Origin of the sequence: Chryseobacterium phosphatilyticum, from assembly GCF_002899825.2 — a bacterium.
Classification (GTDB): domain Bacteria; phylum Bacteroidota; class Bacteroidia; order Flavobacteriales; family Weeksellaceae; genus Chryseobacterium; species Chryseobacterium phosphatilyticum.
On record NZ_PPED02000005.1, the window covers coordinates 238,106 to 261,000 of the forward strand.

Consider the following 22,895-nt stretch of genomic DNA (forward strand, 5'->3'; position numbering starts at 1 on the left):
AAACATACTTCGCTTATGAAAAAAAATGACTCCTTAAAAGTGAAAACTTTGAAACCTAAAAAGCAAACCATCGATTTTTTGCTCAATTTTTCTAAAAGTATTGAAATTGTGAAAAGCAAGAGCAAGAATTATCCTATTTCAAAAAATTAAAATTATTAACTTTGTGCTGTATGAAAATGCAGCATGTTTTTTTTGACCTGGACAACACGCTCTGGGATCATCGCAGAAATGCCTATCTCACCATCAAAGATCTTTTCGAGAAACAGGAGATTAGTTCGAAGTATCATATTGACTTTGAAGAATTTCACAATGTTTACCATGATATCAACGAAGAATTATGGGAAAAGATAAGAGATGGAATCATAGGCAAAGAGTATTTGAGAGAACACCGTTTTTATGATTCATTCAAACATTTCGGTGTAGAAAATAAAGAGCTTTCTCTTTATTTTGAAGAACATTTTCTGGACAATATTGTAAGTTATAATGAATTAGTGGAAGGAGCGGAAGATATTCTTGACTATTTAAAGGCTAAGAATTATACTTTACATATCATTTCCAATGGTTTTCAGGAGGTAACAGAAAGGAAATGTACATTATCAGGAATTGCCCATTATTTTAAAACCATTACCAGTGCAGATGCCATAGGAGTAAGGAAGCCTAATCCTAAGATTTTTGAATATTCTTTAGGGCTTTCGGAAGCCAGAAAGGAGGAGAGTATTCTTATTGGGGACGACTGGATTGCCGATGCAATGGGAGCTACAGATTTCGGAATGGATGCCATCTTTTTTGATGTCTATAAAGAAGACAAGCAGAAAGAAGGGCTAAAGGCCATTACTCATCTTCAGCAGATTAAAGAGTACTTATAAAATATAAGACTGCAAAGTCTGATTAATAAAGTATATATAAGCCATTAAGATCATCTTAGTGGTTTTTTTGTTTTAATGCGTTTAGAAAAGGAAATTCTGAGATTATTCACCTATACCTTAGGTAAAATCAGGTTTTAAGCCATTTATTATGTACGGGATTATTTTTCCCAATTCTTTCCCAAATTGATTCTGATCTTTGCTTCATAATAATAACAGAAAAACGTAATATTATGAAAAATGTAAAGAAAATCACGGGAGCATTCATGCTCATATTTTTATTAATAGGAGGGGTTTTATCGGCACAGGATAGAGCAATATCAGCAAATCAGCTGCCTAAGACAGCAAAAACCTTTTTGTATACCCATTTTAAAGGAATTCCTGTAAGTTCTGCTATTGAAGACAGAGAAATCTATGGTGTAGATGAATATAAGGTGTATCTGAACAATGGAATGAAAATGGAATTTGATAGTAAAGGAAGTTGGAAAGAAGTAGACGGGAAGCATCAGAAAATACCCTACGGTTTTATCCCTGCATCCATTAAAAATTATTCAACTAAAAACTTCCCCAATACATTTATTATTAAGATTGAAAAAAAGAGATGGTCGTACAAGACAGAACTTTCCAACGGATTAGAGCTGGAATTTGACAGAAACGGGAATTTTAAAAAAATTGATGACTAATCAAAATAACAATTAATACAAAAAATATAAACATCATGGTTAATTGGAGCTTAATAAGAAATAACGGAAGAAAAACATCTTCCCATAAGATCAGAAAGAATATTGTGTCTTTTATGACAATGCATTATCCATGCAGCGTGGTTCAATCCATTGAAAAGAAATATAATGCCTATAAAATTGAATTGATGAGTGGTATAAGTCTGGTTTTCGATGCCAATGGAAGTTTTATAAAAACACATTAATCATTCATGAAAGAAAGCTTGAAGGTGGAATCCGGTGATTATTTACGGATCCTTGATTTTTTATGGGTGCTTTATCATATTACACTTATTCTGATAATGCTTTCGTAGTGGGATCAGGCCTTCCCCATAATTTTATATATTTGGCATAAGTTTAATCCTGTCGCAGTGGCTCAAATCACGCATATGAAGATTTTAATAGTAGAAGACGAACCAGAATTGAAGAATACGGTGCAGAAATTTCTGGAAGCAGAGCACTTTATTGTAGAATATGCCGATACCTATCATTCCGGGCTGGAAAAAATTATTTCCTATGAATATGATTGTATTCTTTTGGATATTATGCTTCCGGACGGGAACGGTATTGACCTGCTGAAAGAAATTAAAAAAATGCACAAAAAAGATCCTGTGATTATCCTTTCTGCCAAAGATTCAGTAGATGATAAAGTAACAGGACTAGAAGTTGGAGCAGATGACTACCTCGCCAAACCTTTTCACCTTGCAGAACTGATGGCAAGAATCAAATCTGTGATCAGACGAAATCATCAGGATGGCGAAAATATTATTAAATATAAAAATATTAGTATCGATCCGGAAAGCAGAAAGGTGATGGTAGGAGAAGATGAACTTATACTGAATCGTAAAGAGTATGATCTTTTATATTACTTTGTCATTCATCCGGAAAAGACATTACAGAAAACGACTCTTGCTGAAGCAATATGGGGAGATTATATCGATCAGGCAGATAGTCTTGATTTTATTTACTCACAGATTAAAAATCTTCGTAAAAAATTAAAAACATTCAATGCTGAAGCTGATTTTCAAGCCGTATATGGAATAGGATATAAATTTGTCTGATGAAAGTTTCGTTAAAATATTACACAATAAAATATCTTATCATGATCCTTCTGCTGATTATTGCAGTATGGGCAGGATTGTTTTATGCCTATATCCTGGACGAAGTACATGATAATGTCGATGACGGCCTAAGAGACCGAAAGATACAGATCATTAAAGCAGTGTATCTTAATCCTCAGCTTCTGAAAAATAATGAGTTTGGATTTAATGAATTTAAAATCAATCCCATTGCTGCAGGCGATTATAAAAATAAAAGCAGGCTCTATAATAAAATGTATTATATGGAGTACGACGATAAAGATCAGCCTTATCGGGTACTCGAAGCAGATTTCATCGATCAGTATAAAAACCACCAGAGACTTGTTATCAGGACTTCTACAGTTGAAGAAGATGAATTGATCTATGACCTGACTACAGCATTGATTGTGCTGTATCTTCTTTTAGTGATAAGTATTGTGGTGGTAAACGGATATCTCCTTAATAAGGCAATGCAACCGTTTTATCTTATTTTGGATAAATTAAAAAAATATCAGTTCGGGGTCCATTCTTCCCGGGAACCTCAAAGTTATTCAATTACAGAATTTGAAGAATTGAATGTAGAAATTGATGAAATGATTGAACGAAACGAGCTTGTATTTTATCAGCAGAAACAATTCATTGAAAATGCTTCTCATGAGCTTCAGACTCCTCTGGCCATCGTTATCAATAAAATAGATCTGCAAATTCAAAACGAAGACCTTGATGAAAAGAACATGAACCTGCTTTCTGAAGTGAAAAATGACCTCAGAAGAATGGTAGGGCTGAATAAATCACTACTTATGCTTTCCAAAATTGAAAACAGCCAGTTTAATAAAACTTCAGGAGTGGATTTTAATGGAAAGATTACTAAGCTTGTTGAGAACTATGAAGATTTTATTGCATTCAAAAATGTAGAAGTCAGTATTATGGAAAAAGGAATTTTTGTAGCAGATTTTAATCAGGATCTGGCAGATATTCTCCTCTCCAATCTTCTTAAAAATGCAATTAAGTATAATAATGAAGATGGAATTTTGAATATTATGATTGAAAATGACAGAATAACATTCCAAAATAGCGGATCAAATGTAGCTTTAGACTCATCTAAAATTTTTAATCGCTTCTATAAACAGGGTACTGACCATGGGTCTACCGGTTTGGGATTGTCTATCATTAAAACGATTATCAAACAATATCCGGGATGGGACATCAGCTACGAATTTGAAGGTGCAATGCACTATTTCATCCTTACGAAGAATAGAATATTATACTCTGATTATAAAGAGTAACAAAAAAATAACGGCTATCTCACTTGAGACAGCCGTTTTCTTATCTATAAAAACTCAGTATTAAAATCCTAAGCTTGTTCTTACTCTTTTAAGAGTTTCCATTGCAATGGGTCTTGTTTTCTCTGCTCCTTGCTGTAGTTTTGCTTCCAGCTCATCAAGGTTGTTCATATAATAAGAGAAAGTTTCTCTTTCTTTGGCAAAACGAACAAGAATCAAATCTAAAAGCTCCTTTTTAGCGTGTCCGTATCCAAAGTTCCCGGCAAGATATTTTGCTCTCAATTCTTCTGTCTGCTCTGAAGTTGCAATCAATTCATAGATCTGGAAGGTTTTATCCGTTTCAGGATCTTTAGGTTCTTCTAAAGATTTAGAATCTGATTCAATGCTCATGACCTGTTTTTTCAATTCTTTTTCAGGTAAGAAAATATTGATAATATTTCCCATAGATTTAGACATCTTACGGCCATCGGTTCCCGGAACATATTTAGTGTCCTGCTGAAGTTCAGCTTGTGGTAATACCAAAACTTCGCCCATCTGGTTATTAAATCTTGATGCTACATCCCTTGCAATTTCCAAATGCTGAAGCTGGTCTTTTCCTACAGGAACAATCTCCGCATCATATAATAAAATATCTGCAGCCATCAAAATAGGATAGGTAAACAGCCCCGCATTCACATCCTGAAGGCGATCCGCTTTATCCTTAAATGAATGAGCCAATGTTAATCTTTGATAAGGAAAAAAACATGATAAATGCCAAGATAGTTCACAGGTTTCAGCGATATCACTTTGTCTGTAGAAGAATGTTTTTTCAGTATCTAACCCACAAGCAAGCCAAGCCGCAGCAATCTCGTAGGTGTTTTGTCTTAAAGTCTGCGCATCTTTTATCTGGGTAAGTGTATGAAGATTCGCAATAAATAAAAATGATTCATTTCCTTCCTGCTTAGAAAGTTCGATTGCAGGAATGATTGCCCCAAGCAAATTTCCAAGATGGGGGGTTCCGGTGGCTTGAATGCCGGTAAGAATTCTTGACATTTGTTTAAAATTTATATTTAAAAATTAATGAATTGCAAATTTACAAGGTTTGCGTGGAATAAAGAATTAAAAAGATTAAAAGATTAAAAGATTAAAAGATTAAAAGATTAAAAGATTAAAAGATTAAAAGATTAAAAGATTAAAAGATTAAAAGATATTGTTGCCAAATTTCAATATGTACTCAGCTACATCAGTAGAGGTGGGCTTTAGCCCGCCTTACAATTTCATATAATCTCGCAGATTCGCTAGGCTTATCCCTAATAATCCATGGAAATCCTCGAAAATCTGTGGTAAAAAAAATTAAGGAATCACAATCTTCTCTCCTCCGAATTTCGGTTCTACTCCGAAAAGAAGATCCCAATACACTTTGGCTTTAGCAAAATATTCTCTCAAGTTCGTTTTTAATCCCGCGTATTTATTTACATCCGCTGCATTATACCCGAAGGCTTCCATTCCATTTTTTCTGGCCAGAAAAACGGCTCTTTCATTGTGGAATTTCTGAGAAATAATCACCAGTTTGGTTTGTCCAAAAATATCTTTGGCTCTCACCACAGAATCCAATGTCCTGAATCCCGCATGATCCAAAATAATATGATCCTGGGGAACTCCTTGTTGAACCAAAGCAAGCTGCATATCTTCCGGCTCATTATAATCTTTTGTACTGTTATCTCCGCTTACAATGATGTATTGGATTTTTCCGCTTTTAAAAAGATCGGTGGCGGCTTTAATTCTATTATAAAAATAGGCATTTGGCATCCCATTGCTTAATACTTTTCCGGTTCCCAGCAAGAGGGCGGTTTTAGTTTCAGGAACATCAGCTATATTATAAGACACAAATGCTTCGCTGTCTTTTTTGATACTGTAATTTGCCAAGGCAATAAAAATAATTCCTGCCACAAATAGAAGCAGGAAAAATTTAAGAATATTTTTGATTGTTTTTCTCATTCGAAAAATAAGTCATTTAAAATTCAAGACCATTCGGGAAAGCTTTTTTTCTGAAGATTAGAAGGAAAGCAGCTCCTACAGTAATGGCAGAATCGGCTACATTGAAAATATATTTGAAAAACTCAATATGTTTTCCGCCGATTACCGGCCAGCTTTCAGGAACATACCAGTCTACCAACGGGAAGTGAAGCATATCAACTACACAGCCCTTCATAAAAGTAGAATAACCATGCCCGAAAGAGGTAATCTTAGAAATTCCTCCATAACCAATCCAGCGGTCAATACTTGGGTCATAAACCGTTCCGCTGTCAAAGATCATTCCGTAGAACATCCCGTCAATAAGGTTTCCGATAGCTCCTGCAAAAATAATGGACATTGGAATAAGAAGATAGTTGGATGCTCCTTCTTTTAACCATTTTTTGAACATATAAATCATTCCTCCGATTAAGAAGACCCTTAAAATGACCAGGAAATATTTTCCGATAATTCCACCAAAATGAAACCCATAAGCCATCCCGGGATTCTCAACAAAAGTCAGTTTAAAACCAGGAAAAACAGAAACACTGTCATCCAGGTTGAAATGAGTTTTAATATAAAATTTTGAAGCCTGGTCAATTAACAATACCAAAAATGTGATAGCTAAAATCTTTTTCATTACTGCCCTTTAGGTTTTGACGGTTTTGAAGCCGGCTTTACATTTTTATTATCACTTGCTTTTTTAATCACCTTTTGTCCATTGAATGAACTTTTAACATGAGCTTTTTCAAACTTAATGTTCATTTCTTTCAAAACGCTTTTAAGAGCACTAAGCTCCATCGAATTTTTTGGATGTACTATGATCGATTCCATTTCTTATATTTAATTGTTACATTTTGGACAATTCGTCAAGTCTTTTTCTGTCTTTTTCTGAAAGATCATTGATTCCGTTTTTGCCCATCTTACTCAAAAGCCTGTCAATTTCTTTTTCCCGTTCACGCTTATCGGAATTAAATTGGTCATCAATCGTATAATTTTTTTGTTTATCCGGAAAAAATCGGTTTTTAATCCATTCTCTGTTGAAAAACAATAAAATTCCGGCGATGATCATTAATAAAATTACTGCTTCGCTCATGGGTATACATTAAAAATTAGGTTTATAAAGTATCCTTTGAATACAATATAAACCCAATATTATTTTACAAACCTTCCGGCTATTTCTGCATATTTTTCGCTTCGATGCTTAACGTCGCGTGAGGAACAGCTAAAAGCCTTTCCTTAGGAATTAATTTCCCAGTTACTCTGCAAACACCGTACGTTTTATTTTCGATTCTGATTAACGCATTCTTAAGATCACGCACGAATTTTTCCTGTCTTCCTGCTAAAATAGAATTCTGCTCTTTGCTTAATGTTTCAGCACCTTCTTCAAAAGCTTTGAAGGTAGGCGAAGTATCATCAGTTCCGTTATTCTGGTCATTGATAAAACTTTCTCTGATCAGCTGAAGATCTTTTTCTGCTTTTTCTATTTTTTCTTTAATGATCGCTTTAAATTCCTGTAAATCAGCATCGCTGTATCTAACTCTTTCGTCTGACATATTCTTTTCTCTTTTTTAATAAAATTATGAAATGGAATTTGAAATACAATAACTACATGTTAATTTTTTTCGATATTTATCTTAAAATTAACCTCATCTATTTCGATTTCGTTAAAATTTGAAAGTGAAGATACAATTTCTATTTTACTTGACAAGACCTCTGAAGAAATATATTCTTCATTTTTCTTAATATCCGTAAGGAATGGAGAAGCTTCCTCAATAGATATATTAATTCTGTCTGTCAGGTCAAAGTCTTTATCTTTTCGCAGGTTCTGAATTCTGTTGATAAATTCCCTTGCGATACCTTCAGATTTTAATTCATCTGTTAATGTCAAATCTAATGCCACAGTTGTTTTTCCGTCTGAAGTTACGGTCCATCCCGGGATATCTTTAGTCGAGATTTCCACATCTTCAAGTGTGATCTCGTAACCCTGGATATCAAGTTTACCTTCTTTTTCAAGACCGGCAATTTGCTCCGTGGTAAGATTGCTGATTTCGACACCTACTACCTTCATGTCTTTTCCTAATTTAGGACCAAGAGCCTTGAAGTTTGGCTTTATCTGTTTTACAATTAAATGAGATGCTTCTTCAGCATTGATTAACTGTAGTTCTTTAACGTTAACTTCCTGTTTGATCAGATCTGCAACAGCAAGGATTTGCTCTTCTGTTTTAGAATCCAATACAGGAATCAGTACTTTCTGTAACGGCTGACGTACTTTTACGTTTTCTTTCTTTCTCAGAGAGAAAACCATACTGGTAATGTTTTGAGCCAAATGAGTTTTTTCAACCAGATCCTGATCGATTAAACTTTCATCTGCTACCGGGAAGTCTGTTAAGTGTACAGATTCACAGTTTTCCTTTCCGGTTACTTTATTTAAGTCCTGATACAGTTGATCCATAAAGAACGGAGCAATGGGAGCAGATAATTTAGCTACTACTTCAAGACAAGTATATAAAGTCTGGTAAGCAGAGATTTTATCATCTGAATATTCTCCTTTCCAGAAACGTCTTCTGCATAATCTTACATACCAGTTGCTCAGGTTATCATTCACAAATGTGCTGATGGCCCTGGCTACTCTTGTTGGTTCGTAATCTTCATAAAATGCTTTTACTTCTTTGATCAGAAGGTTGAGCTCAGAAAGAATCCATCTGTCGATTTCCGGGCGATTTTCCACTTCTTTCTCAGAATAATTGAATCCATCAACGTTTGCATACAATGCGAAGAATGAATACGTATTATAAAGAGTTCCAAAGAATTTTCTTCTTACCTCATCAATTCCTTCAATATCAAACTTCAGGTTTTCCCAAGGATTTGCATTGGAGATCATGTACCAACGTGTAGCATCCGGTCCGTATACAGAAAGTGTTTCAAACGGATCTACAGCATTTCCTAAACGTTTTGACATCTTCTGTCCGTTTTTATCCAAAACAAGACCGTTACTCATAACGTTTTTATAAGCTACCGAATCAAAAACTGCTGTTCCGATAGCATGCAGTGTATAGAACCATCCACGGGTCTGGTCAACGCCTTCAGCGATGAAGTCAGCCGGGAATGCTTTATGATTGTCGATTAATTCTTTATTTTCAAACGGATAGTGCAGCTGAGCATAAGGCATTGATCCTGAATCGAACCATACGTCGATCAGGTCGCTTTCACGTTTCATTGCTCTTCCTGAATCAGAAACCAATACTACTTTGTCTACTACATTTTTGTGAAGATCAACCAATTCGTAGTTGGATTCAGACATATTTCCGATCTCAAAACCTTTGAAAGGGTTTTGAGTCATCAATCCTGCTGCAATAGATTTTTCAATCTCGTTGTAAAGTTCTTCTACAGAACCAATGATCTTTTCTTCTTTCAGGTCATCAGTTCTCCAGATTGGTAAGGGAATCCCCCAATATCTTGAACGGGATAAATTCCAGTCGTTCACATTTTCCAACCAGTTGGCGAAACGTCCCTCTCCTGTAGCTTTTGGTTTCCAGTTGATCTCTTTGTTTAAGTTAACCAGTCTTTCCTTTACAGCTGTCATCTTTACAAACCATGAATCCAGCGGATAATATAATACTGGTTTATCTGTTCTCCAGCAGTGCGGATATGAGTGAACATATTTCTCTACTTTGAAGGCCTTATTTTCTGTTTTCAATAAGATCGCAAGCTCTACATCCCATGATTTCTCAGGAGCTGTACCTTCGTCGTAATATTCATTCTTGATATATTTTCCGGAAAATACCTCAGGTACATTTTTTCCCTGAATGAATTTCCCCTGCAAGTCTACCAACGGAACCAGATTATCATTTTCATCTTTTACCAACATTGGCGGAATCTCAGGTTGGGCCATTTTAGCAACTCTGGCATCATCAGCACCGAAAGTAGGAGCCGTATGAACGATACCTGTACCATCTTCTGTAGTAACGAAATCACCAAGGATTACTCTGAAAGCATTTTCAGCATTATCATTAGGTGTAAACCAAGGAACCAATTGCTCATATCTGGTATCAACAAGTTTTTCTCCAGTAAATTCTTTTAAAATTTTAAAAGGAATTACTTTAGTTTCCGGTGTATAATTGGCAAAATCTTCATCTGTACCTTCTGTATATTTCTTACCGAAGACTTTAGGTAAAAGAACGCTTGATAAAACGACAGTTACGGGTTCAAATGTATACTGATTGAAAGTTTTAACCAAAACATATTCAATGTCTCTTCCTACGGTAAGAGCCGTATTGGATGGCAACGTCCATGGAGTCGTCGTCCAGGCCAGGATATGGACATCCCCGTCAACATCGCTGAATAAGGCAGAAGAATCTTTTTTTACTTTGAATTGAGCCACAACAGTCGTATCCGAAACATCACGGTACGTTCCCGGCTGGTTCAATTCGTGTGAAGAAAGTCCTGTTCCTGCTTTTGGAGAATAAGGCTGGATTGTGTATCCTTTGTACAATAAGCTTTTATCATACAATTGTTTTAACAACCACCAGACAGTTTCCATATATTTTGACTTGTAGGTGATATACGGATCGTTAAGGTCTACCCAATATCCGATTTTTTCGGTAAGGTTATTCCATACGTCGGTATAGCGCATTACTGCCTCGCGACAAGCTCTGTTGTAATCTTCAATCGAGATTTTTTTACCAATATCTTCTTTAGTAATTCCTAATTCTTTTTCTACACCCAGCTCCACAGGAAGACCATGCGTATCCCAACCCGCTTTACGGAAAACCTGTTTCCCGTTCTGCGTTTGGTAACGGCAGAAAATATCTTTCAATGCTCTTGCCATTACGTGGTGAATTCCAGGCATACCGTTTGCTGAAGGCGGACCTTCGTAAAATACAAACTCGGGATTACCCTCGCGAATCTCAACACTCTTGCTGAAAGTTTTATTCAGTTTCCAAAATTCCGCTACATTTTCGGCTATGTCAATAAGGTTGAGGTTTTTATATTCTTTAAATTGGCTCATTGTAAATATCTCAATATTTCGTTGATTAATTAAGTCTGCAAATTTAGTGATTTTTGTCGGTTTATAATATATGTTTTATTTTGATATCATCTATTAAAAAGTTCAATTTCAGAAATATAAATATTGGAAGCGCACAAGAGCGAATCTGACATCATTGGTAATCGGAATTTTTTCAAAATTTTGAACGGACTTTTTCCATGATTTTATAATCGTATATTCTACGAAAATGCTGTTAAAAAATTGATATAAAAAAATTCGGTAAGAGTAAAATAGCACGATCATTGCTTGAAATTTTGTATATTCAAATGAACCTAATTCCAAATGATGTTATGAAAATATTTTATAAACTGATGCTTATTGTATGTTTAATCAGTGGTATCATATCCCAGGCACAAAACTATCCTCAGAACTATTTCCGGAACCCGTTGAATATTCCCATGCAATTGGCTGCTAATTTTGGGGCTATCCGTTCCAATCATTTTCATATGGGGCTGGACTTAAGAACCAACAGCCAGGAAAATCTCTCGGTTCTCGCTTCAGCGGACGGGTATGTAAGCAGAATAAAAGTAGAACGATATGGTTTTGGAAATGCCGTATATATTACCCATCCGAATGGCTACACCACGGTATATGCTCACCTGAATACGTATTTTGATGCCCTTGATGCTTATGTAAAAGAAAGACAATACAAAGACGAAAAATGGGAACAGGATATCACCTTCCAACCCGGACAATTTCCTGTAACAAAGGGACAATTGATAGCCTTAAGCGGAAATACCGGTGGCTCTGCGGGACCTCATCTGCATTTTGAGATACGGGACACCAAAACAGAAGAATGCCTGAATCCACTTCTTTTCGGATTCGCCATTCCTGATTCTGTATCTCCAATCATCAGTGGCTTATATTGGTATGACAGGCGCTTTAGCACTTATGAACCCGGTGCAAACGGAGTAATAGTTAAAAAAACGGGAAATTCATATACCGCAGATGTTGTCAAAGTAAGCTCACCAATGATAAGTTTTGGTATTAAAGCTGTAGATAAGGCCAATCGGGGATTTAATCTGGGTATTTATCAGGCGGTATTACTAATGGATGGTCAACGAATTTATAGCTTCTCTATTGATAAAGTAAGTTATGATGATACCCGTTATGAGAATGGTTGTATAGATTACACTAAATTTGCACGAGATAAGATGAGCGTTCAGCATCTTTCTGTTTTACCGGGAATGAAGTTGCAGAATTACAGTATTCCGGGTCTGTCAGGAATCATCAATCTGCAGGATAATGAAGTTCACAATATTGAAATTATTTTAAAAGATGTCAGAGGAAACACCAGTAGATTGGTAACGAAAGTTCAGCTTATTGGTACTGAAAGCTCAGTTAATCCAACCGGAAATATTGTAAAACCGAATGAAGGAAAAACCATCAGTACCCAGAATGCAGACATCAGCTTTAGTAAAAATGCAGTGTATGATGCTGTTAATTTTAATGTAAATGAAAAACCGGATGCAGACTCCGATGTAATTTCCAATATCATTAGTATACACAATCATTATGTTCCGGTTCACGATAATTATACCGTAAAAATAAGACCCAACAGAAAATTTGATCAGAATGAAAAAGATCAGGTGATTCTTTTGTTTGACTATGGAAGTGATAAAGATGCAGTGAAAGGAAAATGGAATGGCGATAAGGTTGAAGGACAGTTTAACAGATTGGGAACAGTAAAGCTTGTCTTAGATAAGAGTTTACCATCGGTCTCCCCGGGATGGAAAGAAGGAGGACTTATCAATAGCAGTTCTTTACGATTGAAAGGAAGTACAAAAGTGGGGGATATTGTCTCTTTCCGCGCTGAGATGGATGGGAAATGGCTCAGATTTGCCCGGGTGAAAAACGACTTTGTGTATGTTTTTGATGAAAAATGTCCTAAAGGTTCAGGGGCCCATACCTTAAAAATAACAACAAGCAATACTGCAGGAAATACCAATACCCAAACTTTTACATTCCAAAGATAGAAGGCATGTTTAAATGCTTTAATCCTTCGATCTTTTAATTTAATTAAATACATTTGCTCAAAATTAGAATCATTGGAATTTCATCCGTCAATAGAAAAATCTAGCATTCAGGAGATCAAAAAGTTTCAGGAAGAGAAGCTCAGGGAACTTTTGACTTATCTTGAAAATCACTCACCCTTTTACCAGAAGTTGTTCAGGGAAAATAATATTATTATTGAGAACATCCGTACTTTGGAAGATCTGCAAAAAATTCCTACTACGACAAAGAATGATCTGCAGCAGAATAATCATGATTTTTTCTGTATTTCTCCTGATAAAATTGTAGACTATAGTACCACTTCAGGAACATTAGGGGATCCTGTGACTTTTGGTTTATCAGATAATGATCTTGAAAGACTGGCTTACAATGAAGCCATATCTTTTGCGTGCGCAGGTATTCAGAAAGGGGATGTAGTACAAATGATTACCACCATTGATAAAAGGTTTATGGCCGGGCTTGCCTATTTTTTAGGATTAAGAAAAATGGGAGCCAGTGTGGTGAGAATGGGGCCTGGGATTCCTGAGCTTCAATGGGATTCTATTTTCAGATACCAACCTAAATATTTGATTACCGTACCATCATTTTTACTGAAAATGATTGATTATGCTGAAAAAAATGGGCTGGATTATAAAAACTCCAGCGTTTACGGGGCTGTATGTATTGGAGAAAGTATCAAAAATCAGGATTTTAGCGATAACATCCTGTCCCGCAAAATTAAAGAAAAATGGAATATCAAGCTTTTTTCAACCTATGCTTCTACGGAAATGAGTACTGCTTTTACCGAATGCGAGTATCAGATCGGAGGGCACCATCATCCGGAACTGATTGTTACAGAAATTCTAGATGATCTGGGAGCTCCTGTGAAAGAAGGTGAAAGCGGAGAACTTACGATTACCACTTTGGGGGTTGAGGCAATTCCGTTGTTGAGGTTTAAAACGGGTGACATTGTAAAGGCGCATTATGAGCCTTGTCAGTGTGGAAGAAATACCATGAGATTAGGCCCGGTAATTGGGAGGATGCAGCAAATGATCAAGTATAAAGGGACAACATTATATCCACCTGCTCTGAATGATATTTTGAATGATTTCAGTAATATTCTGTGTCATCAGATTGTGATCCAGGCTGATGAAATTGGTCTTGATGAAATAATTATTAAAATCAGCACTGAAGTAGAAAATGAACATTTCGTTAGTGACATCAGAGATCATTTCCGGGCAAAGTTAAGAGTAAGTCCTAAAATCGAAATAGTGGATTTTGATACTTTGTCAAAAATCGTATTCAACCCGAATAGCAGAAAGCCAATTACATTTATAGATTTAAGATAATAAACGAATAAAATTAAACCATGAAAAAACTCTTGTTACTATTATTGATAACAGTTGTAAATCTTTCCTTTGCCCAAAGTAAATTGAATTATGAATTTGGAAATTTTGATTTTCTTAAAGATCAAACTGAAGTAAATGTTCAATACAAATTTGAAAACCCTGCTTTTCAGGTTGAAAATTATACCGAAGCGCAGTATCTCGAGAGGAGAAAAGCAGAAACGTTAGTCAAAAGAGACGAAGCAGCCTGGCAAAAATGGATTGGAGAGTGGAATCAGCATAAAGAATCGGTTTATATGAATAGATTTATTAATGGATTAAATGCTAAGTCAAAGAAAATCAGATTTGGAAAAGATTTAAAAACAAAATATACATTAGTCGTTGAAACAAAATGGATTTATGCGGGTTGGGCCGGTGGTATGCTCTTGCAGCCTGCCAAATTATCTACTCTGATAACTTTTGTTGACAATGAAAATCCATCTCAGATAGTCACCAAAATTCAAACCGATAAAATTGAAGGAATAGGAGTTAAAGGAGATTATGTAATGGAATATGGGAGAATATCGGCAGCTTATGAAAAAACAGGCAAGGAATTGGCAAAAGATATTACTAAAAGCATAAAATAAAAGCATAAAATAAAAGCAAAAACGGTCTGTATTTCAGACCGTTTTTTTATGATTGATGATTATGCTGCTTTTCTAATTTGATGAGGTTTGCCAGATTCTTGATAACCGTATCATGTTTTTTCACAAAAGGATTGTCTTTATTCCAGACATAGCCTGCCAATACAGCACAAATCTTTTTCTTGACATCCGGATTTTCAGGCTGATGGAAGAACAACTCCTGAAGATTTCCCGTGTACCATTCTTTTACGTAAGTAGTGAAAACATCTACCCCATACAAAATATAGTCTGAATATTCCGTTTGCCAGTTTATGGTCTCCCCGTTTAATTGCCTTAAAGCCAATTTTGCGGCCAGCATTCCTGATTCTGTGGCGAAAGCCATTCCTGAAGAGAAAACAGGGTCAAGGAACTCAGAAGCATTACCCGTTAAAGCAAATCCATCTCCGAAAAGACTTTTTACCGAACATGAATAATCTTTTAAATGTCTTGGTTCAAAAAGGAAATCAAGTTCACCAAATCGTTTTACATAATATTCTGAAAGAGAAATGGCTTTTCTTAAAGCTTCGGTTGGGTCTCCGTTTTCAGATAATTTTTCAATATAATCTGTAGGACCTACTATTCCTACACTTGTGTTTCCGTTGGAAAAAGGAATTACCCAAAGCCATACTTCCGTTTCAATAATGTCAAAAGAGATCAGGGTTCCTTCTTCTCCCTCTTCTCTGTGAGTATCTTGTACATGAGAGAAGATAGCAGAGTGAGGAGAAAGTTTTGACGGTTTTTCCAGATCTAATAATCTTGGCAAAACTCTTCCATATCCGCTCGAATCGATCACAAACTTAGCATGGATTTCCTTTGTTTCTCCATCCTTGTTCTTTACAGTAGTTATAGAATCTGTTCCGTTAAACTTAATATCAATAACTTCTGTTTCAAATTCAAGATCAATTCCTTTATTGATAACTTCCTGGGCAAGGGTATTATCAAAATCTGCTCTCGGAACCTGCCAGGTCCAGTCCCAGCCTTCGCCGAATTTATTACTGAAATCAAAAATGCAGACTTCATCCCCACGGAGAAATCTCGCACCCAGCTTTTTTTCAAAGCCCATTTTGTCTAATGCAGGGAAAAGTCCTGCTTCATCAAAGTGGTCCATTACTCTTGGGATTAAGCTTTCACCGACTACCAGTCTTGGGAATTTTGTTTTTTCAACAACTTTTACGTTGACACCGTTCTTCTTTAAGTACGAAGAAGACACGCATCCGGAAGGCCCAGCTCCGATTACAAGAACGTCAACAGATTCTTTGCTCATCTTTGATTTTTTATTTTAATAATAACTTTTATCTTTGCCGCAAAATTAGTGACAATTAATTAATATTTTACAAAATTATCAACTATTACTTTTAATTGATGAAAATAAATAACTTTTTAGGACTGAAAGATTTTCAAAAAATAATCATTGAAAATGAGAAAATTGAACTGGATGAATCGCTTTTATCAAGAGTAGATAGAAGCTATCAGTTTTTGAAAGAATTTTCAAAAAATAAAGTAATATATGGTGTAAATACAGGATTCGGGCCGATGGCTCAATTTAAAATCAGTGATGAAGATACTCATCAGCTTCAATATAACCTGATCAGAAGCCATTCTTCAGGAATCGGCAACCCTTTACCGGCAGAAGAAGTTAAAGCCTGTATGCTGGCAAGAATGAACACGTTATCACTAGGAAACTCCGGAGTACATCAATCTGTTATTTATCTTCTTCAGGAATTAATCAACAGAGACATCACTCCGCTGATTTTTGAACACGGGGGAGTAGGAGCGAGTGGTGACCTTGTACAGCTGGCTCATCTGGCGTTGGTGCTCATCGGAGAAGGAGAAGTTTTCTACAAAGGAGAGAGAAAATTTACTAAAGAAGTTTTTGAAATTGAAAGATTAGAACCGATACGGGTAGAAATCCGTGAAGGACTTGCTTTGATGAACGGAACTTCTGTGATGTCAGGAATCGGCATTGTGAATGCTTATAAAGCCAATCAGCTAACAGATATTTCCATTAAGCTTTCCTGTGCAATCAATGAAATTGTTCAGGCCTATGATGACCATTTGTCAGAAGCGTTAAACGGAACCAAAAGGCATTATGGACAGCAGAAAGTGGCAGAAAGGATGCGTGCTCATCTGGCAGACAGCCAACTGATCAGGAAAAGAGCTGACCACCTGTATACTCATTTCGAGGAACAGGAAAAAATATTTAAAGAAAAAGTACAGGAATATTATTCATTACGATGTGTTCCACAGATTTTGGGCCCGGTATTGGATACTCTGGAGTATACAGAGAAGGTATTGGAAAATGAAATTAATTCTGCCAATGATAATCCGATTATTAATGTTGAAGATCAGCATGTATACCATGGAGGGAACTTCCACGGAGATTATATCTCTTTGGAAATGGATAAACTTAAAATCGTAGTCACTAAGCTGACGATGCTGGCAGAAAGACAGCTGAACTACCTGTTGAATGCTAAAATCAATGAAATCTTGCCTCCTTTTGTAAATTTAGGTAAATTAGGTTTCAATTTCGGAATGCAGGGCGTACAGTTTACGGCCACTTCCACTACGGCAGAAAGCCAGATGTTGTCGAACCCGATGTACGTTCACAGTATTCCGAATAATAATGATAATCAGGATATTGTGAGTATGGGAACCAATGCAGCTGTTATTTGCAGAAAGGTCATTGAAAATGCTTTTGAAGTACTGGCTATTGAAGCAATTACCATTATTCAGGCCATTGAATATCTTGGTTTCCAGGATAAAGTATCATCTTCCACCAAAGGATTGTATGATGATATCAGAAAGATTATTCCGGCATTCTCTGACGATATGGTAATGTACCCGTATCTGGAAGAAGTGAAGAAATATTTAAAGACAATGTAACTATTGGCTATAGTGAATTGTCTCTAAAGAATAAGGAAAACAAGCTAACTTAAAAAAACTAAAAACGAAATAAACACTAACGCATGAAATGTGCAATTGTAACAGGAGGCTCCCGGGGTATTGGGAGAGCAATCTGTATAAAACTGGCTGAAGAGAAAAACTATCATATACTGATCAACTACACTTCCAATGAAGCTGCAGCAAAAGAAACACTGACTAAAGTTCAGGAATTGGGTGCTACAGGAGAAATTCTTAAATTTGATGTAGGAAATACAGAAGAAACACAACAGGTTTTGACGGACTGGCAGGAGAAAAACCCGGATTCAGTGGTGGAAGTGATCGTAAATAATGCCGGAATTACAAGAGACGGCTTGTTTATGTGGATGCAAAAAGAAGACTGGAATAGTGTCATCAACACAAGTTTAGATGGTTTTTTCAATGTGACTAACTTCTTTATCCAGAAACTACTTCGTAACAAATACGGAAGGATCATCAATATGGTTTCAGTTTCAGGAGTAAAAGGAACAGCCGGGCAAACAAATTATTCTGCAGCAAAAGGAGCTTTAGTGGGAGCAACGAAAGCTCTTGCACAGGAAGTTGCCAAAAGAAATATTACAGTAAATGCGGTGGCTCCGGGATTCATTAAAACAGATATGACTCAGGAGTTTAATGAAGATGAGCTGAAGGCAATGATTCCTGCCAACAGGTTTGGAGAAGCCGAAGAAGTTGCTGATCTTGTAGCATTTTTAGCATCCAGGAAAGCTTCATACATTACAGGGGAAGTAATTAATATTAACGGAGGAATTTATTCATAAAATGGAAAATAGGGTTGTAATTACCGGAATGGGAATTTATTCCTGCATCGGGACGTCTTTAGAAGAGGTCAGGGAATCCCTATATCAAGGAAAATCAGGTATTGTTTTAGATCGGGACAGGAAAGAATTCGGTTTCAGATCAGGGCTCACAGGAGTGGTCCCAAAACCTGACCTTAAAAACCTTCTGAACAGACGCCAGCGTGTAAGCATGGGTGAAGAGAGCGAATATGCTTATCTTGCTACCGTAGATGCATTACAACAGGCAAACCTTGATGAATCTTTTTTAGATTCCCACGAAGTAGGTATTTTATATGGAAATGACAGCGTTTCTAAGGCTGTTGTGGAATCTATCGATATCGCAAGAGAAAAGAAAGATACAACATTGATGGGATCGGGAGCCATTTTTAAATCAATGAACTCAACCGTAACCATGAACCTTTCTACTATTTTTAAACTGAAAGGAATCAATCTTACGATCAGTGCTGCTTGTGCGAGTGGTTCTCACTCTTTAGGATTGGCATATATGATGATCAGGAATGGTTTTCAGGATATGATCATTTGTGGTGGTGCTCAGGAAACCAATAAGTATTCCATGGCAAGTTTTGACGGACTTGGAGTTTTCTCAGCAAGAGAAGATGAACCTGCCAAAGCATCCAGACCTTTTGATTCCGGAAGAGATGGTTTAATTCCAAGTGGGGGAGCAGCGACTTTGATTGTGGAAAGTTTGGAATCAGCTCAAAAAAGAGGCGTTCCTATCATTGCTGAAATAATAGGATACGGGTTTTCTTCAAACGGAGGTCATATTTCAACGCCTAATGTTGATGGTCCGGCTCTGGCAATGGAGAGAGCTTTAAAAGAGTCCGGATTGAATGCTTCTGATATTGATTATATTAATGCTCATGCCACCTCTACTCCCATTGGAGATGCCAATGAAGCAAAAGCCATCTATGAAATCTTTGGAAACAAGGTTCCCGTAAGCTCTACCAAATCTATGACAGGGCATGAATGCTGGATGGCAGGCGCAAGTGAAGTTATCTACTCTATTCTGATGATGCAGAACGATTTTGTAGCCCCTAATATTAATCTGGAAAACCCTGATAATGAAGCACAAAAGATAAATTTGGTCTCAAAAACAAAAAATCAAAAAATTGATGTATTTTTGTCGAATTCTTTTGGGTTTGGGGGAACCAATTCTGCATTAATAGTTAAAAAATTTGATTAAAAACATGGAAAGGGGAAAAATTGTTGCTATCGTTAATGATTTTTTAGTGAACGAATTCGAGGTAGACGGAGACGAAATCAGCAACGAGGCAAATCTTAAAAATACATTAGGCTTAGACAGCTTAGATTATATTGACATGGTCGTGGTGATTGAATCTAATTTCGGAGTGAAATTAGGAGAAGCAGATTTTAAGAAGATGATCACATTCGATGACTTTTATACAACGATTGAAAATAAGATTGCGGAAAAAAACGCTTAGTTAATAAGCCAATCTTTGATTAAAAATATACCAATGTAATGATAGAAAGGTGTGCGGGACATACTTAGTCATATTGTTACATTGGTATAATCTTATATAAATTGTACTTTATGAACAAATGGAAAGGTAAATCTAAAGGGACAGTAACAGGATACAGAATATTTGTCTGGTGTATAAGAAATATCGGAATCAGAAGTTCATATGTTGTACTGTACTTTGTAGCAGCTTATTATTTCCTGTTTCAGAAAAAAAGTAACCGTTACATTCTTTATTATTTCCAAAAAAGATTGAACTATAGCTATTCGAAGGCCAGACGCTCTATTTTTAAAAGTTATTTCACCTTTGGAAAAGTTCTTATCGATAAAACTGCTATTTCTGCAGGGTTAAGAGAGAAATACACCTACGAATTTGACGGTATTGAAAATCTTAGAAGCCTTTTAGCCGCCAAAAAGGGCGGCGTTCTGATCAGTGCCCATATCGGAAACTTTGAGATTGCAGAACATTTCTTTGCGGATATTGATTTTGATTGTCAGATCAATCTGGTAACAACTGATCAGGAAGTAACGGTAATCAAGGAATATCTGGAGACCGTTTCGGTGAAAAAAAGCAATATTAAATTTATCTATGTCAAAGAAGATATGTCGCATATCTTTGAGATCAATCAGGCTTTATCCAATAATGAACTGATTTGTTTTACAGGAGATCGTTATTTCGAAGGATCAAAATATCTTGAAGCAGATTTGTTGGGGAAAAGTGCAAAATTTCCTGCCGGCCCTTTCCTGATTGCTTCCCGTTTGGGGGTACCTGTAGTATATGTCTATGTGATGAAAGAAAAAAAATTGCATTATCATCTGTACGCAAGGGTAGCACAAAATATTAAAAACCGCGATTCTCAGGGACTTTTGCATTCTTACGTTCAAAATCTGGAAACAATGATCAAAAAATATCCCCTTCAATGGTTTAATTATTTCGATTTTTGGGATGATGTTGATTAATTTTTCTATTTTTACCCCTGAAAACTAACGGAAAAACTAAAAACCAATAAGATTTATTGTGATTTTGAGATTATTAAAACTAGGTCTTGTTTGTATCGACCACAAAAAATCTAAAAATCTTTTTATTTCTTAATTGTAAAAACACATTGCCTCTTTGAAGAAAGAATACGACATACTTGTAATCGGCAGCGGATTAGGAGGTCTGGTTTCGGCCCTTATTTTGGCGAAAGAAGGACTGAGTGTTTGTGTGCTGGAGAAAAATAATCAGTATGGAGGTAATCTTCAAACCTTTTCACGCGATAAACTCATTTTTGATACGGGAGTTCACTACTTGGGAGGTCTTTCAAAAGGACAGAATCTCCACAGGTTTTTTTCCTATCTTGAAATTATGGATGACCTGAAGCTTCAAAAGATGGAGGAAGACGGTTATGATAGAATTTCATTTGATGGTGATGCAATAGAATATCCTCATGCACAGGGGTACCAGAATTTTGTTGAGCAACTGGTGAAATACTTCCCTGAAGAAAAAGAAAACCTTGAAAACTATTGTGAAGAAATTCAGTATGTCTGCAGTCAGTTTCCCCGATACCATGTGGTAGGAAAAGACAGCTATAATGAGGAAATCCTGCATTTAAATACCAAAAGGTTTATAGAATCTGTTACCCAGAACAAAAAACTGCAATCGGTTTTATTGGGATCCAATTTCCTGTATGGCGGAGATTCTGAAAATATCCCTTTCCATGTGCATGCTTTAACCGTCAATTCTTATATTCAAAGCGCTTATAAATGTGTAAAGGGGGGGAGCCAGATTTCTAAATTATTGATCAGAAAACTGCGCCAATATGGAGCAGAAATTCATAAACATGCTGAAGTTTCCGAGTTTGTTTTTAATGCAAACAATACGCTTACTTCAGCCAAAACAATAGCAGGGAAAGAATATATGGCAAAGCGGTTTATTTCAAATATTGAAATACGCTCTACCATTAAACTGATTGGTGAAAACAGATTAAAGAAATCTTTTTTAAACAGGGTTTTAAGCTGGAAACCCGTTTCGTCATGCTTTAGTGTATATCTTGTTTTAAAACCACGTAGTCTTCCGAATTTTAACTATAATGTGTACCACTATTCATCAGAAGAACTTGTCTGGAATGCATTCCGTTATCGTAAAGAAGCATGGCCGGAAACTTATATGCTATCTTCAACCCCCTCAAAGCATCACTCAGAATTTGCGGAAAGTCTTACGGCTATTTCCTATATGAATTTTGATGAGGTTAAAGAATGGGAAAGTACATTCAATACGGTGGCAGATGAACATGAAAGAGGTGAGGCCTATGAAAGATTTAAACTGGAAAAGACAGAAAAAATGCTTGATGCCCTGGAAAAGAGAATCCCCAATCTTCGACGTGCCATTCAAAGTATTTATACATCCACCCCTTTGTCTTATCGTGATTATATCGGAGGTTTTGAAGGAAATATGTACGGTTATATGAAAAACTCAGATAATCCTCTTAAAACAATGGTTTCTCCACGGACCAAGATTGATAATCTGTTCCTTACGGGTCAGTCTGTCAATATGCATGGTATTTTGGGGGTAACCATCGGAGCTTTTAATACCTGCGCTGAAATTGTGGGAAAGGAAACGATTGATCAAAAGCTTGTGCAGGGAACCTAATAAAAACTAACAGTGAAAAAAACTCATATCCATCATTTATTCTTTCAAAAGCTGCTGTATTAC

The 22,895-nt window shown here is 36.2% G+C and carries 22 protein-coding genes; 14 read left to right on the forward strand and 8 right to left on the reverse strand.

What is annotated here, in order from left to right; genetic code table 11:
* Positions 1–170: 170 nt before the first annotated feature.
* The 5 genes from C1631_RS19780 to C1631_RS19800 all read left to right on the forward strand — a co-directional run bounded on the left by C1631_RS19780 (position 171) and on the right by C1631_RS19800 (position 3,947).
* Complete coding sequence (locus tag C1631_RS19780) at positions 171–866, forward strand: YjjG family noncanonical pyrimidine nucleotidase (protein WP_103246589.1); 696 nt, start codon at positions 171–173, stop codon at positions 864–866.
* A gap of 230 nt (positions 867–1,096) precedes the next feature.
* Positions 1,097–1,546: a PepSY-like domain-containing protein gene (locus tag C1631_RS19785; protein ID WP_103246588.1), complete on the forward strand. Its 450-nt coding sequence runs from the start codon at positions 1,097–1,099 to the stop codon at positions 1,544–1,546.
* Between the two features lie 35 nt (positions 1,547–1,581).
* Positions 1,582–1,788: a PepSY-like domain-containing protein gene (locus C1631_RS19790; protein WP_103246587.1), complete on the forward strand. Its 207-nt coding sequence runs from the start codon at positions 1,582–1,584 to the stop codon at positions 1,786–1,788.
* 183 nt (positions 1,789–1,971) lie between these two features.
* A complete protein-coding gene (locus C1631_RS19795) occupies positions 1,972–2,643 on the forward strand; it encodes a response regulator transcription factor (RefSeq protein ID WP_103246619.1) in 672 nt (223 codons plus the stop codon).
* Positions 2,643–3,947, forward strand: coding sequence for a sensor histidine kinase (locus tag C1631_RS19800; protein WP_109713812.1), 1,305 nt, complete (start codon positions 2,643–2,645; stop codon positions 3,945–3,947). Before C1631_RS19795 ends, C1631_RS19800 begins: the two co-directional genes overlap by 1 nt.
* Before the next feature lie 60 nt (positions 3,948–4,007).
* Here the strand turns inward: C1631_RS19800 and trpS are convergent, their stop codons facing one another.
* The 7 genes from trpS to ileS form a co-directional block, all read right to left on the reverse strand.
* Positions 4,008–4,976, reverse strand: coding sequence for a tryptophan--tRNA ligase (trpS, locus tag C1631_RS19805; protein ID WP_109713814.1), 969 nt, complete (start codon positions 4,974–4,976; stop codon positions 4,008–4,010).
* Between the two features lie 300 nt (positions 4,977–5,276).
* On the reverse strand, positions 5,277–5,921 hold the full coding sequence (locus C1631_RS19810; RefSeq protein WP_103246584.1) for a SanA/YdcF family protein: 645 nt from the start codon (positions 5,919–5,921) through the stop codon (positions 5,277–5,279).
* A gap of 16 nt (positions 5,922–5,937) precedes the next feature.
* Positions 5,938–6,576, reverse strand: a complete 639-nt coding sequence (locus C1631_RS19815; protein ID WP_103246583.1) for a lipoprotein signal peptidase — start codon at positions 6,574–6,576, stop codon at positions 5,938–5,940.
* Positions 6,576–6,770 carry a DUF2683 family protein gene (locus tag C1631_RS19820; RefSeq protein WP_103246582.1) on the reverse strand — a complete coding sequence of 65 codons (195 nt, stop codon included), beginning with the start codon at positions 6,768–6,770 and terminating at the stop codon, positions 6,576–6,578. The genes C1631_RS19815 and C1631_RS19820 overlap by 1 nt, the downstream gene beginning before the upstream one ends.
* A 16-nt stretch (positions 6,771–6,786) precedes the next feature.
* Positions 6,787–7,032 carry a DUF6576 domain-containing protein gene (locus tag C1631_RS19825; protein WP_103246581.1) on the reverse strand — a complete coding sequence of 82 codons (246 nt, stop codon included), beginning with the start codon at positions 7,030–7,032 and terminating at the stop codon, positions 6,787–6,789.
* Positions 7,033–7,111: 79 nt separating this feature from the next.
* The gene (locus tag C1631_RS19830; RefSeq protein ID WP_002983772.1) at positions 7,112–7,492 is read right to left on the reverse strand and encodes a TraR/DksA family transcriptional regulator; all 381 of its coding nucleotides are present in this window, start codon (positions 7,490–7,492) and stop codon (positions 7,112–7,114) included.
* A gap of 59 nt (positions 7,493–7,551) precedes the next feature.
* The gene (gene ileS / locus C1631_RS19835) at positions 7,552–10,947 is read right to left on the reverse strand and encodes an isoleucine--tRNA ligase (RefSeq protein WP_103246580.1); all 3,396 of its coding nucleotides are present in this window, start codon (positions 10,945–10,947) and stop codon (positions 7,552–7,554) included.
* Positions 10,948–11,276: 329 nt separating this feature from the next.
* Here ileS and C1631_RS19845 point away from each other — a divergent pair, with 329 nt between their 5' ends.
* From C1631_RS19845 to C1631_RS19855, 3 genes are all read left to right on the forward strand, one after another.
* A complete protein-coding gene (locus C1631_RS19845; RefSeq protein WP_109713855.1) occupies positions 11,277–12,962 on the forward strand; it encodes a M23 family metallopeptidase in 1,686 nt (561 codons plus the stop codon).
* Between the two features lie 72 nt (positions 12,963–13,034).
* Positions 13,035–14,327 carry a flexirubin biosynthesis putative acyl-CoA ligase FlxY gene (gene flxY / locus C1631_RS19850; RefSeq protein WP_103246579.1) on the forward strand — a complete coding sequence of 431 codons (1,293 nt, stop codon included), beginning with the start codon at positions 13,035–13,037 and terminating at the stop codon, positions 14,325–14,327.
* Positions 14,328–14,347: 20 nt separating this feature from the next.
* Positions 14,348–14,950, forward strand: coding sequence for a hypothetical protein (locus C1631_RS19855; RefSeq protein ID WP_103246578.1), 603 nt, complete (start codon positions 14,348–14,350; stop codon positions 14,948–14,950).
* Positions 14,951–14,996: 46 nt separating this feature from the next.
* Here C1631_RS19855 and C1631_RS19860 read toward each other — a convergent pair whose 3' ends face one another.
* Positions 14,997–16,250 carry an NAD(P)/FAD-dependent oxidoreductase gene (locus tag C1631_RS19860; RefSeq protein ID WP_109713818.1) on the reverse strand — a complete coding sequence of 418 codons (1,254 nt, stop codon included), beginning with the start codon at positions 16,248–16,250 and terminating at the stop codon, positions 14,997–14,999.
* A gap of 98 nt (positions 16,251–16,348) precedes the next feature.
* Here C1631_RS19860 and flxA point away from each other — a divergent pair, with 98 nt between their 5' ends.
* From flxA to C1631_RS19890, 6 genes are all read left to right on the forward strand, one after another.
* Positions 16,349–17,869, forward strand: a complete 1,521-nt coding sequence (flxA, locus tag C1631_RS19865; RefSeq protein ID WP_185144684.1) for a flexirubin biosynthesis tyrosine ammonia-lyase FlxA — start codon at positions 16,349–16,351, stop codon at positions 17,867–17,869.
* Positions 17,870–17,952: 83 nt separating this feature from the next.
* Positions 17,953–18,684: a flexirubin biosynthesis SDR family reductase FlxB gene (flxB, locus tag C1631_RS19870; protein WP_103246575.1), complete on the forward strand. Its 732-nt coding sequence runs from the start codon at positions 17,953–17,955 to the stop codon at positions 18,682–18,684.
* Between the two features lies 1 nt (position 18,685).
* The gene (locus tag C1631_RS19875; RefSeq protein ID WP_103246574.1) at positions 18,686–19,906 is read left to right on the forward strand and encodes a beta-ketoacyl-[acyl-carrier-protein] synthase family protein; all 1,221 of its coding nucleotides are present in this window, start codon (positions 18,686–18,688) and stop codon (positions 19,904–19,906) included.
* A 4-nt stretch (positions 19,907–19,910) separates the two neighbouring features.
* A complete protein-coding gene (locus tag C1631_RS19880; RefSeq protein ID WP_103246617.1) occupies positions 19,911–20,165 on the forward strand; it encodes an acyl carrier protein in 255 nt (84 codons plus the stop codon).
* Between the two features lie 110 nt (positions 20,166–20,275).
* Complete coding sequence (locus C1631_RS19885) at positions 20,276–21,160, forward strand: lysophospholipid acyltransferase family protein (protein ID WP_103246573.1); 885 nt, start codon at positions 20,276–20,278, stop codon at positions 21,158–21,160.
* 154 nt (positions 21,161–21,314) lie between these two features.
* Positions 21,315–22,832: a phytoene desaturase family protein gene (locus tag C1631_RS19890; RefSeq protein ID WP_103246572.1), complete on the forward strand. Its 1,518-nt coding sequence runs from the start codon at positions 21,315–21,317 to the stop codon at positions 22,830–22,832.
* Positions 22,833–22,895 lie beyond the last annotated feature (63 nt).